Origin of the sequence: Halopseudomonas maritima, from assembly GCF_021545785.1 — a bacterium.
Lineage (GTDB): Bacteria > Pseudomonadota > Gammaproteobacteria > Pseudomonadales > Pseudomonadaceae > Halopseudomonas > Halopseudomonas maritima.
In genome coordinates this window covers 899,191-913,261 of sequence record NZ_CP079801.1, presented here as the reverse complement: position 1 = coordinate 913,261, position 14,071 = coordinate 899,191, and the positions used below count along the sequence as shown (strand labels likewise).

Genomic DNA, 14,071 nt, shown 5'->3' with positions numbered 1-14,071 from the left:
TCGAGGGCCGACGGCTTCGGTTAAATGGGCAGAAACAAGACAACAAGGAACGCATGATGAGCACTATCCAGGGTTACTTTGATCCGCGCTTTGAGTCAGTACGCGAGCTGTTTGCTGAACAACAGCAGGATGAGCAGGCCCGCGGTGCGGCGCTGTGCGTCACCGTTGGCGGCGACACCGTTCTCGACCTGTGGCAGGGCGTGCGCGACAAGGACAATCAGGCTGTCTGGGAACAGGACACCCTGGTCAACGTGTTCTCCTGCACCAAACCCCTCGGCGCCGTCGCACTGCTGCAGCAGGTTGCTGCTGGCAAGCTGGAGTTGGACGCACCGCTGGCGGCGGTCTGGCCTGAATTTGCCCAGGCCGGTAAAGAGGCGGTCACCCTGCGGCAGATTTTGAGCCACCGCTCCGGTTTATCTGCGGTCAGCAAAACCCTGCCGCCTGAAGCACTGTTCGATTGGGACGCCATGAGCGCCGCGCTGGCCGCGCAAGAGCCCTGGTGGACGCCGGGCGATGAGCACGGCTACGCGCCCGTCACCTACGCCTGGCTGCTGGGTGAGCCGCTGCGCCGCCTGACCGGCCAGCGCCCCGGCCAGGCGATTGCCGACAGCATCTGCGGGCCGCTGGGCATGGACTTCTTCGTTGGTGTGCCGGATGAGGACCTGGAGCGTATCGCGTCGGTGTCGCGCCTGCGCAACCAGTACGGCGATGAGGGTGCCCGCCGCCTGTTTGGCGCTATGGGGCAGCCCGACAGCATGACCGCCAAGGCCTTTGGTAACCCCTCCAGCATGATGACCAGCACCAACCGCCGCGAGTGGCAGCAGGCCGATATCCTGTCCGCCAACGGCACCGGCAACGCCCGTTCGCTGGCGCGCTTCTGGCAGCTGCTGGCGCATGACGGTCAGCTAGGTGGCGTTAGCCTGCTTGATGCCGACCTGGTCAAGCAGATGCAGCAGGAACACAGCGCAGGTGAGGATCACACCCTGTTGTGCCAGACCCGCTTTGGCCTGGGTGTGATGCTGGAGCACGAAGGCCCCGGTGGCAGCTTTGGCATGGGCAAGAACGCTTTTGGCCACCCCGGCGCCGGCGGCTCGCTCGGCTTCTGTGATCCGGACGCCAAGGTCGGTTTTGGCTACGTGACCAACACCATGGGCCCTTATGTCTTGATGGACCCGCGCGCGGTGGCGCTCAGCCAGGCGGTTTACCGCTGCCTCAAGGCGATCGACTGAAAGCTTGCGCTGCGTCAAGGTGCGGCGCGCCCCGCTTGCTACGCTAGATTGACTCACTATTGCCGGAAACTGACCCCATGAAACCCAGCATTGCCGACCTGCGTCGTGATTACACCCGTGACGGACTCACCGAAGCCCAGGCGCCTGCAGAACCCTTTGCCCTGTTCAGCCAGTGGTTTGCCCAGGCGGTTGAAGTGGAAAGCACCGAAGCCAACGCGATGATGTTGGCAACGGTCGACGGTGAAGGTCAGCCGCATCTGCGCACGCTGTTGCTCAAGGGCTTTGATGAGCGCGGTTTTGTTTTCTTCACCAACTACCAGAGTGCCAAAGGCCAGCAACTGGCTGCCCGCCCGGCTGCCGCTATGACCTTCTGGTGGCACGACCTGGAGCGCCAGGTGCGTATCGAAGGAGCGGTCGAGCAGGCCAGTACTGAGGAGTCCGACGCCTACTTCCATAGCCGTCCGGCGGGCAGCCGCCTCGGCGCCTGGGCTTCGCCACAGAGCCAGGTGATCGACAGCCGAGAGGTGCTGGAGCAACGTCTGGGCGCTGTGCAGCAGCAGTACGCCGATAGTGAAGCGCCACGTCCGCCGCACTGGGGCGGGTATCGTCTGGTGCCGACCCTGATTGAATTCTGGCAGGGTCGTCCGAGCCGGCTGCATGATCGACTGCGGTATCGTCTGGTTGATGGCGGCTGGGTGCGAGAGCGCTTGGCGCCCTGACACCGCTATTGTCTTGGGAAGCACTGATTAATTCCGCATGCTCTCTTGCGTTCAGGCTGGGCCGCATCCGGCGGGCTGCAATCAAGGCGTGGTTTTGAAGGCATGTCGGGATCTGTCGAGAAATCACACCGAAGAGTGCGGCCCGCCGGATGCGGCCCAACCTGAACGCCCCGCAGGGCGGGCGCTCAAGCATGCATCTACTGCGTTGCGCTGCTTGCCAATAGAACCACTATTGGCTGCACATCGCGCCTTGCAGCTACGCGCTTGAGCACTCGCAGAGAGCGTGTGGAATTAATCAGTGCTTCCCTTGCTGCTGTTGCACTTCGGCTTTAGGCTGAAGGACAACGGCGATGGCAGGAGGCGATATGGGCAGAGCGGCGTTTCAACAGAAGGTGGTGGTGATTACCGGTGGTTGCGCTGGTATTGGCCGGGCGCTGGCACTGCGTTTTGCCCAGGCCGGCGCCCACCTGGCGATCCTCGATATCCACGATGAGTCACTGGTGGCCTTCCGTCAGCAACTGCACGACAAACTCAACGCCGATGTTCTGGCGATTAACTGCGATGTATCAGATGATCAGGCCTGCGCCGAGGCAATGGCGCAGGTCGTCGAGCACTTTGGCGGCATCGACCTGCTGATCAATAACGCCGGGATTACCCATCGCAGCGCTTTTGCCGACACCGACCTTGCGGTGTTTCAGCGCATCATGGCAGTTAACTACTTTGGTGCGCTCAATTGCACGCGCCACGCCTTACCCAGCCTGCTGGCGCGGCGCGGTCAGGTCATTGTGCTGAGTTCGCTATCGAGCTTTGCGCCGCTGCTCAACCGCAGCGCCTACAACGCCAGCAAGCACGCGCTGCATGGCCTGTTTGAAACCCTGCGCATGGAGGTGCGTGAGCAGGGTGTCAACGTGATGCTGGTATCCCCGGGCTTTACCGCGACGGATATCCGCAAGAACGCACTGGTGGGCGACGGCTCGGTGGCGCAGGCGACCACCGCCATGCCCTTCAAGGTGTCTGCCCCCGCCGAAGTGGCAGAAGCGATATATCGCGGCGCTTGCCGGCGCAAACGGCAACTGATCTTGTCCAATGTCGACTGGCAGGCGCGCCTGGTTGCACGCTTTTTCCCTAGGCTGTTCGAGCGCTGGATGGTGCCGCGGCTGTCGGGTGTGAAGGTGCTGTCGCAGGGCGAGTGATGGTGCGTGCGCAGGCTCAGCCTGCGCATGCGAGGTTACTGACGCTGCAGTGCTGGTGCGCGTGGGCCGGGCAGAATACCGTTGACGCTGTGGGTGGTGAGCAGTCGCATGCTGGTAATGCCGGCAACCTGGTGGCTGCGCTCCGTGGTGGTATTGATCACCTGGTCTACCAGAGCTACGACCAGCATACCGACCAGGCCGCCGCCACTGTTGTTGCTTTGCTCGGTGCTGGAAGCGGTTGCTGCCCCTTTCCAGAGCAGCTGACCGGATCGGCTGTCGACCAGTGATGCCTCTGCGGTTACCCGGGTATCGCTGGCGATGATCTGGTAGCTGGTGCCGTACTGGGTGATCTTGATGTACATCACCGCGTCGGCACCAAATACGTCGTTCAACTTTTCCAGCGGCAGCGCGTGGATCTCCTGCGGGTCAGTCAGGCCGTTCTCGCGGAATGTTTCTTCAGCAACCGCAACCGGGAAAACGTAGTACCCGGATTCAGCCAGCGGATAACTCACCTGCGACAGGAAGCTGTAGCTGGCGCCCACTTCCAGTGAGTCGTTGACCGGTGGCAGGACCAGAATGGATCTGGGCTTGCTCTCACGAAAAGCCGTGTAGTCATAGGTGGACTGTGTGGCGCAGCCGGTCAGCAGGCTGATCAGCAGCACCAGAGTCAGGCTCAGAATGGATCTCATTGGTTGTGCTCCGGCTGTGCCTTCAGCACGTAATCGACAAAATGCCCGGATTCCGGGAACAGGGATTTTTCCATGGCAAATTGCTCGCGTGCCTCGATCTCCCGGCCGGTGTTGAAGTAGAGCATGCCCAGGTGGGCATGCAGGCCCGGGGGCACGCTCTTGCCCTGAGCCTGCGCCTGATTGAGCAGGGCTTCAACGCGACCAACCTGCGCGGCGTAATCGGTAACGCCGTCCTGGTGGTACTGATAAATTGTTTGCTGATAGTCGCCCCAATGATAGAGCGGTTGATTGACCGGCGCGCAGCCAGCCACGAGAGCTGCGACCAGCAGGCCGCTGCTGCGCAGATATGTCAGCGTCATGTTACATCCTTGTTGTTATCAGTTGCCGGCCGGGTTCCAGGCACCGGACTCGACACCCTGTACCAGGTTGTTGACGGCTTCGCGGATGGCCAGATCCAGCACCTTGCCGTTCAGCGTTGCGTCGTAACCGGCGGTGCCGCCAAAGCCCACTACTTCGCGATTAGACAGGCTGTACTCGCCGGCTCCCTGAGTGGAGAAAATGACTTCGGAGGTGCCAACATCCACCACATTCAAGGCCACCTTGGCGTAGGCGACCTGCGACTTACCGCGACCGAGGATGCCGAATAGCTGGTGGTCGCCGGTGACCTTGCGGCCAAACTCGGTGACGTCACCGGTAATCACGTAGCTGGCGCCCTTGATGTTCTGGGTCGCGCCGCTATAGCCAGCCTCGGCAGCCAGCTGGGCCATGTTGGTTCGTTCCAGCACATTGAAGCGGTTGGTCTGCTGCAGGTGCGTCACCAGGGTAGTTTTGGCCTGGTTGCCGAGGCGATCTACACCGTCGGAGAAAATGCCGCGCTGGTAGCTTGAGCGATTGTCGAACTGGCCAACAGCGATGGGCGCACGTACACCCTGATAGCTGGTGCCGTAGCTGGTGACGCGGGGCGCTTCGATGGTGCGAGAGGACTCGGTAGCACAACCTGAAATGAACATGGCGCTAGCAAGCGCGACAGACAGGGTAAGGGGGCGAAGCACAGTAACGATTCCTTTCGATAGGTGAGGGTGGCGCTATGCTATCTTCAGCTTGTCCTGGGCGCAAACATGATGATCGCCATGCCGAGCAGGGCAATAGCTGAGCCCAGCAGATCCCACTGGGTTGGGCGAATGCCGTCTACCCACCACAACCAGCCGATGGCCACGGCGATATAGACGCCACCGTAGGCAGCGTACACGCGGCCGGCAGCGGTGGGGTGCAGGCTGAGTAGCCAGGCAAAGGCAGCCAGGCTGAGCGCCGCCGGTACCAGCAGCCAGACTGACTTGCCCTCGCGCAGCCATAGATAGGGCAGGTAGCAGCCGACGATCTCTGCCAGCGCAGTAACAATAAACAGACCGAGGGTTTTCAGTTCAGGCATCGGCTGTTGTCCTTGAGCCAGTCGAGCATCCCATGGGCGGCATGTCGCCCGCTGGCGAAGCAGGCCGTGAGCAGGTAGCCGCCGGTGGGGGCTTCCCAGTCGAGCATTTCGCCGGCGCAGAAGGTGCCGGGCAGGGCCTGCAGCATCAGCCTGTCGTCCAGCGCGCTGCGGCACACGCCGCCGGCGCTGCTGATGGCCTCGTCCAGTGGCCGGGTGCCAGTCAGGGGGATGGGTAGCGCCTTGATGCCGGCAGCCAGCTTGGTTGCGTCGGCAATCACGTCTTTGCTCAGGCATTCATGCAGCAGTGCGACTTTAACCCCGTCCAGCCCGGCTTTTTTGCGCAGCAGGTTGCTAAGGCTCTGGCCCTTGCGTGGCTGGCTGAGGGCCTGTTGGAGCTGTGCTTGCGTATGATCTGGCGCCAGGTCGAGTGCCAGGTTTGCCTCGCCGCCGGCTTCCAGCTGCTCACGCAAGGCGGCCGACAGCGCATAGATCAGGCTGCCTTCCAGACCGTCGTGCGTGAGGATGGCCTCGCCACGGCGGCTGATAGCCTCGCCGCTGAGGCTCTGGGTGCTGGCGATGACCTGTTTGAGCGGCTGCCCGGCGAAGCGCTCGCTGAGAAACGGGCTCCATTGACTGATGAACCCGCAGTTGCTTGCACGCAGTGAGCGTATCTCGACGCCACGTCCTTCGAGCAGCGGTGCCCAGCTGCCATCTGACCCCAGCCGCGCCCAACTGCCGCCGCCGAGGGCCAGCAGGGTGGCGGCTGATGTCTTGAGGGCTTCGCCGTTCACTGTGTTGAAGCGCAGTGCGCCGTTTTCATCCCAGCCCAGCCAGCGATGGCGAGTATGGATGTGCACGCCCTGTTCGCGCAGGCGTTTGAGCCAGGCACGCAACAGCGGGGCAGCCTTCATGTCGGCGGGGAACACCCGCCCTGAACTGCCAACAAAGGTGTTGATACCCAGCCCGTGAATCCAGTTGCGCAGCGCCTCGGCGTCGAAGGCGCCCAGCCAGTCACCAACCCAGGGCGCCGCTTCGCGGTAGCGCGAGAGAAAGGGCGCGGCGGCTTCGGAATGGGTGATATTCATGCCGCCGACGCCAGCCAGCAGAAACTTGCGCCCGACCGAGGGCATGGCGTCGTACAGGTCGACCGGATAGCCGGCTGCCGACACCACCTCGGCAGCCATCAGGCCGGCGGGGCCAGCGCCGATGATCGCGACGGGCTGGGCGTGTTGTGCTGTGGGTGTGGTCATGGGCTGTCTCTGGCGGTGAGGCGCGCAGTTTAGCCCAAACCGCGCTGCTGCCAAATTGCCGCGGCGCTGTGATGAAGGATGCCGTGGCGGCGAGCCAGCGCTTCGCGATCGCTGTCGTAGCCACCGCCAATCACCGCGCAAACCGGGATGTCGCGACCCAGACAGTTGTCGATCACCAGGTGGTCGCGGGCGGCGATGCCGGCATCGGTCAATTGCAGGTGTCCAAGCGCATCATCCTGATGCACATCGACGCCGGCGTCATACAGCACCAGATCCGGCTGGTAGATGGGCAACAGGTAGTTCAGCACCTGCTCAAGGGTGTGCAGGTAGCCTGCATCATCGAGGCCACGCGGCAGGGGAATGTCCCAGTCGCTTTGGGCCTTGCGCGCGGGGAAGTTGTTCTCGCAGTGCAGCGATACGGTGATGGCAGCGTCCTCGTTCTGAAGAATGCTGGCGGTGCCGTCGCCCTGATGCACGTCGCAGTCGATGATCAGTACGCGCTCCACCTGTCCGCTGGCCAGTAGTGACAGACTGATGATCGCCAAGTCGTTGAAGATGCAAAAGCCAGAAGCAAAGTCGTGATGGGCGTGGTGGGTGCCGCCTGCCAAGTGGCAGGCCAGGCCGTGTTGCAGGGCAAGGTCGGCGGTCAGCAGCGAGCCGCCGACAGCGCGGGTGGTGCGTGCCACCAGAGCCTCGCTCCAGGGCAGGCCCATGCGCCTCAGGGCGGTGGCGTCGAGCGCATTGTCGTGGAAGCGCGCAACGTAGTCGGCGTCGTGGGCAAGGGTTAGCAGGTCTCGGCTGCAGCGTTCTGGGCTGTGCAGGTTGGTATCGCGCAGTACGGTGGTGGCGCGCAGGTGGTCATGCAGGCGGGCAAATTTATCCATCGGAAAGCGATGGGGGGCCGGGAACGGGAAGCTGTAATCCGGGTGATAGATCAACGGGAGGTCCACGGAGGCTCCTTGGGGCTGGTGCGTTGTGAGTATGGGTAGCCAGTTGCTGGCCGGCAAGTCTCGGCAATGATGCGCTCTGCTCATGCGAGACAATACGGGTTAAACTGGCCGGCACTCGAGCGGTGTGCACACCGCCATTATTGTCGAGAAGTACCTGCCCGATAGCGGTCGGGCATGACGTGAGGACGCACTATGAGTGAACTGCTGGACGATCTGGTTGACCTGTTGGCGCTGGAGAAAATCGAGGAAAACCTGTTCCGTGGCCGTAGCCAGGATCTGGGCTTCAAGCAACTCTTTGGCGGACAGGTGCTGGGCCAGTCGCTGTCGGCAGCCAGTCAAACTGTCGACTCCGAGCGCCATGTACACTCGGTACACGGCTATTTTCTGCGGCCGGGTAATGCCGATCTGCCGATCGTCTATCAGGTTGACCCGCTGCGCGATGGCGGCAGCTTTACCACGCGCCGGGTGCAGGCCATTCAGAAGGGCAAGCCGATCTTCACCATGATCAGCTCCTTTCAGGGCGACGAGGCCGGTTATGACCATCAGGCGGCGATGCCGGATGTGCCAGGCCCGGAAGATCTGCCGAACGAAACCGAGTGGACTCGCCGTTATCAGCACCTGATCCACGAAAAGGTGCGGGACAAGGTGTTATGCGGCAAGCCGATCGAAATTCGCCCGGTCGGTGAGTTCAACCCCTTTGAGCCCAAGGCCGGGGAGCCGGTGCGCTACATGTGGTACCGCGCCGACGGCACCTTGCCGGATGATCCGCAGGTGCACCGCTATCTGCTCGCTTACGCCTCGGACTTTCACCTGCTGGGTACAGCCATGCAGCCCCATGCGATCTCCAGTTGGTCGCGTGATATGCAGGTCGCCAGCCTGGATCACTCGCTCTGGTATCACCGTCCGTTGCGCATGGATGACTGGCTGCTGTACGCGATGGACAGCCCCTCGGCCAGCGGCTCGCGTGGCTTGTCGCGTGGCCAGATATTCAACCGCGCCGGTGAGCTGGTGGCCTCGGTCACGCAGGAATCGCTGATGCGCAAGGTCGAGCGCTGAGATGCGCGAGGTGCGCGGCTGGGTGTTTGATCTGGATGGCACGCTGACGCTGGCGCAGCACGATTTTCCGGCGATTCGGCGCGAGCTCGGGGTGCCTGCTGATGCGGACATCCTGACCTACATGGCGACCTTGCCTGCCGCCGACTACACCGCGATGAAAGCCCAGCTCGATGCTATCGAGCTGCGTCTGGCCGCCGAAGTCGAGCCGGCACCGGGCGCTGTGGCGCTGATTCGCCAACTGCGTGATCAGGGGCGGCAGCTGGGGATTTTGACGCGTAACCTGCAGACGGTCGCGCGCTCGACGCTCAGTTGCCTGGGTATTCTCGACTGTTTTGCCCCCGAAGATGTGCTGGGGCGGGAAGAGGCTGAGCCCAAACCTTCCCCCGATGGCATTCATCAGTTGCTGGATCGCTGGCAACTGACGCCTGACGAGGCGGTGATGGTGGGGGATTTTCGCTTTGATCTTGAGGCGGGCAGAGCGGCGGGCAGCCGCACCTGTCTGATCCTGCCTGATAACCCCTGGCCTGAGTTGGCCGACTGGCACTTGCCTAGCTGTGGCGCGTTACTGGCGCGGCTTTAACCGCGCCTTACCTCAACTGGCGGCCTGAAAGCGCAGGCGCATGGATAGGTCCACGGCCTTGATGTCCTTGGTCAGGCTGCCAATCGAGATATAGTCCACACCGGTTTCGGCGACACTGCGCAGGGTCGCCTCGGTGATGCCGCCAGAGGCTTCGAGCTTGGCGCGCCCGGCGTTGAGTGTGACCGCTGTGCGCATGTCGGCATCGCTCAGCTCGTCGAGCATGACGATGTCGGCACCGGCTTCCAGTGCCTGCTTCAGTTCATCCAGGCTTTCTACTTCCACCTCTACCGGCTTGCCCGGTGCAATCTCGTTGGCGCGGCTGATAGCCTGGGCGATGCCGCCGCAGGCGGCAATGTGGTTTTCCTTGATCAGGAAGGCGTCATACAGGCCGATGCGGTGGTTATGGCAGCCGCCGCAGGTGACGGCGTACTTCTGCGCTAGGCGCAGACCGGGCAGCGTCTTGCGGGTATCCAGCAGTTTGACGCGGGTGCCGGCAACCAAGTCCGCGAAATGGCGGCTGCGGGTGGCGGTGGCGGACAGCAGCTGGATGAAGTTGAGCATCGAGCGCTCGGCGGTCAGCAGGCCGCGAGCAGGGCCGCTGAAGCGGCAGATGGTCTGATCGGCGTGCAGGTTGTCGCCATCATTGACCAGCCATTCGATGACGATTTGCGGGTCGACCTGGCGAGCGACTTCATCTGCCCAGGCCTTGCCACAGAACACGGCAGCCTCACGGGTGATGATGCGGCCTTCGGCCTGCCGGTCGGCGGGGATCAGGCTGGCAGTGATATCGCCATCGCCCACATCTTCGGCCAAGGCACGGCGGACGTCATCAACGATGGTGGTCTGCAGGCTGTCGAGAGTGAGGTTGGGCATGCTGGCTCCGGCGTCTGGTCGCAAGTGCCGGCGAGTATACCCGATCGCAACAAAAATGCCCGCCTGGCGGCGGGCATCTTCAGGTCTGACGGGCTGTTACTTGTTCATGTAGTTTGCCGGGTCGGCAAAGTAGTCCTTGGTCAGCTTGAAGACCACAGGGCTGAGCAGTAGCAGTGCAATCAGGTTGGGAATGGCCATCATGGCGTTCAGCGTATCAGCCACCAGCCACAGGCTGTTCAGATCAATGCCGGGCAGGGTGCCCAGCGGAATCGCGATGATCCACAGCAGGCGGAACGGCAGGTTGGAGCGCTCGCCGAACAGGAACTGCGTGCACTTCTCGGAGTAGAAGCTCCAGCCGATGATGGTGGTAAAGGCGAACACTGCCAGACCAATACTGACAATGTACTGCCCCCACACACCCGGCAGGCCCTGACTGAAGGCCAGTGCCGACAGTGGTGCGCCGTTCTCGCCGCTGGTCCAGGCGCCAGTCACCATGATCACCAGACCGGTGATCGAGCAAATGATGATGGTGTCGATAAAGGTGCCCAGCATTGCCACGGTGCCCTGGCGGATCGGGTTGTTGGTTTGCGCGGCGGCGTGCGCAATCGGCGCGCTACCCAGACCTGCCTCGTTGGAGAACACGCCGCGGGCGATACCAAAGCGCATGGCCATCCAGACAGTCGCACCGGCAAAACCGCCCGCTGCTGCGCTTGGGTTGAAGGCGTAGTAGAAAATCTGGCTGAAGGCTTCCGGGATCTTGTCGGCATGCAGGATCAGAATGACCAGGCCGCCACCAACATAGAAGATCGCCATGATCGGCACCAGTTTGCCCGCTACCTCACCGATACGCTTGATGCCGCCCAGCAAGACCAGGGCGACCAGTACGGCGATAATGATGCCGGTGGCCAGCGGTGGGATGCTAAAGGAGCTGTTCAGTGCATCGGCTACCGAGTTGGACTGAATGGTATTGCCGATACCAAAGCCGGCCAGCATGCCGAAGATGGCGAACAGCACGCCCAGCCACTTCCACTTCTCGCCCAGGCCGTTCTTGATGTAGTACATCGGCCCGCCCACGTGGTTGCCGAGCGCGTCTTTCTCGCGGAAGCGCACCGCCAGCACGGCTTCGCAGAACTTGGTGGCCATGCCTACTACGGCAATGACCCACATCCAGAACAGGGCGCCGGGGCCGCCGAGGAAGACCGCGGTGGCAACGCCGGCAATGTTACCGGTGCCTACGGTGGCCGACAGCGCCGTCATTAGTGCATTGAACGGGCTGATGTCGCCTTCTTCGCTGCTTTTGCGGCCGCGCCAGAGCATGCTGAAGCCGTAGAAGAGTTTGCGCTGCGGCGTAAACTTCAGACCCAGGGTTAGATACAAACCGGTGCCGGCCAGCAGTGCCAGCATCGCTGGCCCCCATACAATGCCGTTAATATCCCCGATAAGGGCAATGATCGCTTCCATTGAGCGTGGCTCCTTGGTGTCTTATTGGATTGCGCGCTTGTGGCGCGTCCGTTAGTTGTCAGGCAGGTTTTGATCAAAAAAACGCTTCCCGGACTCAGGATATACCAGGATCGCGCAGTGCGTTACCAGATGTGTCCTGTTGTTGGTGCGTGACCTGAATTGTGACTCTTATCAAGAAATCGACAGGGCGCCGATCCTTTGTATTCTGAAACGGGTATACTGCAAGCTAATATAATTTTGACGCCATAAAGTCGTCGCAGGGATCGCAGCAGTCAAGGCAGGTAGTGCACACCGGCGTATAGCAGGCACAACAAAGTGATCTTGTCTGGAGAGCAAGCATGTCCCAGGACCCCAAGGTGGTATCTATCAAGCCTAATCTGGTAGCCCGCACAGCGGCCAGCGGATCGCTGTTGCCTGCGCCCTTGGTGACGGTGCGGGATCTCACCTCAGCCTACCTCCAGCGCGGTCTGGTCGAGGTGTTCGATATGGCCGATGACGCGCTGTTCGAGATGGCCGACAAAGCTGCCAATAACGCTGAACAGACGCTGTTCTTTGAAGCCATGCGCAGTGTTCGATTGCAGCGCCTGAGTGTTATTCGCCGCACCTGCGACGCACTGGTGCTGTCGGCCGAGCAGCTGACCAGCGAGGCCGGCGCGCAGGGCGCTGCGGCGGTGTCCTTCGAGCTTGATTCGCTGGCGCTGGTACAGCCCGAGGAGCTTGAGCAGTCGGTTGCGCTGGATGGCATGGTCAGTCGTGTCGCTGGCCGTAGCCAGACTGCGCTGGCCCACCTGGCCATGCGAGTGAACAGTCTCGCGCGCAAGCGTGTCGACGAGCGCAACTGCCCCTTTGCACCCGGCAGCCTGGTAGAGCACTTTGCCGAGGCGCTGGACGCGCTCGAGCTGCATATCAAGGTGCGGCTGATTATCTTCAAGCTATTCGAGCGAAACGTCCTGAATGGTATCGACACGTTGTATGAGGGGCTTAACGAGGCGCTGATCAGTGCAGGTGTCATGCCTGATCTGCGCGTGTCGGCGGTCAGCTCCAGCCGCCGCCCGATGCCAGCGCGCGGTACTGGCGATGCGCGTGGCGACAGCGGTGCTGGTGCGGTACGCGCTACGGCGTCCGAGCAGCAGGAAGTGCTGGGCATGTTCAGCGAGCTGATCGGCAAGTGGCGGTTGGCCAGCGGTGATATGGCCTTGTCGGGGCTCACGGGCTCAGGTGCGGGCTCAGCGCCGATGCACAGTAACGAGCTGCTGCAGGTGCTGGCGGCCGTATCGCCGGAAAGCTTCTCTGCCGAGTCCGGCGGGGCGGGCCTGCGCCGGCAAATTCAGCAACTGTTACACCAGCAGCGTGAGATGGGCGCTGATCGCAAGACTGTTGCGCGCGTGGATGACGATGTCATCAGCCTGGTCTCCATGCTGTTCGATTTTATCCTCGAGGACCGGGAACTTCCCTCTGCTGTCAAGGTGCTGATTACCCGGCTGCAGTTGCCTGTGCTGCGTGTGGCCATTGTAGACAAGAGCTTTTTCAGTCGTTCTTCACACCCGGCTCGTCGCCTGCTCAATGAGTTGTCTCGGGCTACCATGGGCTGGAACGAGCATGATGATCTGCGCCGCGACCAGCTGCATGCGCTGCTCGAAGACATCGTTGAGCAACTGCTGGCCGAGCCGGAACCCGATGCGGGGTTGTTCGATAGTCTGTATCAGCGGCTGACCGACTTTTTGCGCACTGAACAGCGTCGCGCGGACCGAGTAGAGCAGCGCACCCGGGATGCTGAAGAGGGGCGCGCGCGTATCCAGGCCGCACGTGCCCAGGTGGCGCGTGAGATGAATGGCCTGCTGGTGGGGCGTACCCTGCCAGTGACGTTGGTAGACATGCTGCGCGATACCTGGAGCCAGGTGATGCAGATGGTATTCCTGCGCGAAGGTGCTGATTCCGTCGCCTGGCAGCGGGCGCTGGAAACCGCCGTGGCGATGGTGGTCAGCGTCGAGCCGGTGAACTACGCCGGGCGCGAGCTGCGCATTGAGCATAATCGCCAGACCGAAGCGGCCTTGTGCGAAGGGCTTGAACTGCTGGGTCTGGATGCTGCGGCGGTGGCGGCGCAGCTAAAAGCCTTGCAGCAACCGCAGTTGGCGGCCCTGGCCTTGGCGGTTGAGCCCGCGACCGCAGCCGAAAGTGAGCACGACGCCGAGGTGATAGAAGCCGCTGTCGAGGAGCGCGCTGTCGCGCCTGCGGTGGCAGCACCGGAGCCCGCGCCGGTTGTCGTTGAGGCGGTGCATATCGCGCAGCCGGTCATTCAGCAAGAAGAGCTGGAAGCTCCGGTCGAGACGGTTGAGGACTTGCCCAGCGTCGGCGCCCAGCGCTGGATAGATGGTCTCGGCACGGGTTGCTGGTGTCAGCTGCAGTCAGCCGAAGGCAAGGCGAGTCAGCGCTGCAAGTTGGCCGCCATCATCAGTTTCAGCGGTAAATTCATCTTTGTGAATCGCAACGGTCTGAAGGTGGCTGAGTTCGGACGTCAGGAGCTGGCCCGTTGTTTCGATCAGGGCCGCATTAGCCTGTTGGATGAGAATCAGCTGTTTGATCGCGCTCTGGAGTCGGTTATCGGCAATTTGCGTCAGCTCCAGTCAAAGTCCTGAATGCGT

The 14,071-nt window shown here is 62.2% G+C and carries 14 protein-coding genes; 6 read left to right on the top strand and 8 right to left on the bottom strand.

The window, feature by feature from the left end; all coding sequences use genetic code 11:
* The first annotated feature begins 56 nt into the window (after window positions 1-56).
* The 3 genes from HV822_RS04255 to HV822_RS04245 all read left to right on the top strand — a co-directional run bounded on the left by HV822_RS04255 (window position 57) and on the right by HV822_RS04245 (window position 3,141).
* Complete coding sequence (locus HV822_RS04255) at window positions 57-1,229, top strand: serine hydrolase domain-containing protein (RefSeq protein WP_238872528.1); 1,173 nt, start codon at window positions 57-59, stop codon at window positions 1,227-1,229.
* Window positions 1,230-1,306: 77 nt separating this feature from the next.
* Entirely contained in the window at window positions 1,307-1,948 is a 642-nt protein-coding gene (gene pdxH / locus HV822_RS04250; protein WP_238872527.1) for a pyridoxamine 5'-phosphate oxidase, read from the top strand.
* A gap of 350 nt (window positions 1,949-2,298) precedes the next feature.
* Window positions 2,299-3,141, top strand: coding sequence for an SDR family oxidoreductase (locus HV822_RS04245; RefSeq protein ID WP_238872526.1), 843 nt, complete (start codon window positions 2,299-2,301; stop codon window positions 3,139-3,141).
* A gap of 35 nt (window positions 3,142-3,176) precedes the next feature.
* Here HV822_RS04245 and HV822_RS04240 read toward each other — a convergent pair whose 3' ends face one another.
* The 6 genes from HV822_RS04240 to HV822_RS04215 form a co-directional block, all read right to left on the bottom strand.
* Complete coding sequence (locus tag HV822_RS04240) at window positions 3,177-3,830, bottom strand: DUF799 domain-containing protein (RefSeq protein WP_238872525.1); 654 nt, start codon at window positions 3,828-3,830, stop codon at window positions 3,177-3,179.
* A complete protein-coding gene (locus HV822_RS04235; protein WP_238872524.1) occupies window positions 3,827-4,189 on the bottom strand; it encodes a DUF4810 domain-containing protein in 363 nt (120 codons plus the stop codon). Before HV822_RS04235 ends, HV822_RS04240 begins: the two co-directional genes overlap by 4 nt.
* Window positions 4,190-4,207: 18 nt before the next feature.
* Window positions 4,208-4,840: a CsgG/HfaB family protein gene (locus HV822_RS04230; protein ID WP_238873531.1), complete on the bottom strand. Its 633-nt coding sequence runs from the start codon at window positions 4,838-4,840 to the stop codon at window positions 4,208-4,210.
* A gap of 86 nt (window positions 4,841-4,926) precedes the next feature.
* The gene (locus HV822_RS04225) at window positions 4,927-5,259 is read right to left on the bottom strand and encodes a YnfA family protein (RefSeq protein WP_238872523.1); all 333 of its coding nucleotides are present in this window, start codon (window positions 5,257-5,259) and stop codon (window positions 4,927-4,929) included.
* Window positions 5,247-6,509 carry a TIGR03862 family flavoprotein gene (locus HV822_RS04220; RefSeq protein ID WP_238872522.1) on the bottom strand — a complete coding sequence of 421 codons (1,263 nt, stop codon included), beginning with the start codon at window positions 6,507-6,509 and terminating at the stop codon, window positions 5,247-5,249. Before HV822_RS04220 ends, HV822_RS04225 begins: the two co-directional genes overlap by 13 nt.
* Before the next feature lie 29 nt (window positions 6,510-6,538).
* Entirely contained in the window at window positions 6,539-7,459 is a 921-nt protein-coding gene (locus tag HV822_RS04215) for a histone deacetylase family protein (protein ID WP_238872521.1), read from the bottom strand.
* A 192-nt stretch (window positions 7,460-7,651) separates the two neighbouring features.
* On the opposite strand from HV822_RS04215, the gene tesB reads away from it, so the two are divergent.
* Both tesB and HV822_RS04205 read left to right on the top strand, forming a co-directional pair.
* The gene (gene tesB, locus HV822_RS04210; RefSeq protein WP_238872520.1) at window positions 7,652-8,515 is read left to right on the top strand and encodes an acyl-CoA thioesterase II; all 864 of its coding nucleotides are present in this window, start codon (window positions 7,652-7,654) and stop codon (window positions 8,513-8,515) included.
* A gap of 1 nt (window position 8,516) precedes the next feature.
* Complete coding sequence (locus HV822_RS04205; protein WP_238872519.1) at window positions 8,517-9,095, top strand: HAD family hydrolase; 579 nt, start codon at window positions 8,517-8,519, stop codon at window positions 9,093-9,095.
* Window positions 9,096-9,107: 12 nt separating this feature from the next.
* Here HV822_RS04205 and nadC read toward each other — a convergent pair whose 3' ends face one another.
* Both nadC and HV822_RS04195 read right to left on the bottom strand, forming a co-directional pair.
* On the bottom strand, window positions 9,108-9,968 hold the full coding sequence (gene nadC / locus HV822_RS04200; RefSeq protein ID WP_238872518.1) for a carboxylating nicotinate-nucleotide diphosphorylase: 861 nt from the start codon (window positions 9,966-9,968) through the stop codon (window positions 9,108-9,110).
* A 96-nt stretch (window positions 9,969-10,064) separates the two neighbouring features.
* Window positions 10,065-11,429, bottom strand: coding sequence for an alanine/glycine:cation symporter family protein (locus HV822_RS04195; RefSeq protein WP_238872517.1), 1,365 nt, complete (start codon window positions 11,427-11,429; stop codon window positions 10,065-10,067).
* A 338-nt stretch (window positions 11,430-11,767) separates the two neighbouring features.
* Here HV822_RS04195 and HV822_RS04190 point away from each other — a divergent pair, with 338 nt between their 5' ends.
* The gene (locus HV822_RS04190) at window positions 11,768-14,065 is read left to right on the top strand and encodes a DUF1631 domain-containing protein (protein WP_238872516.1); all 2,298 of its coding nucleotides are present in this window, start codon (window positions 11,768-11,770) and stop codon (window positions 14,063-14,065) included.
* The last annotated feature ends 6 nt before the right edge of the window (window positions 14,066-14,071 follow it).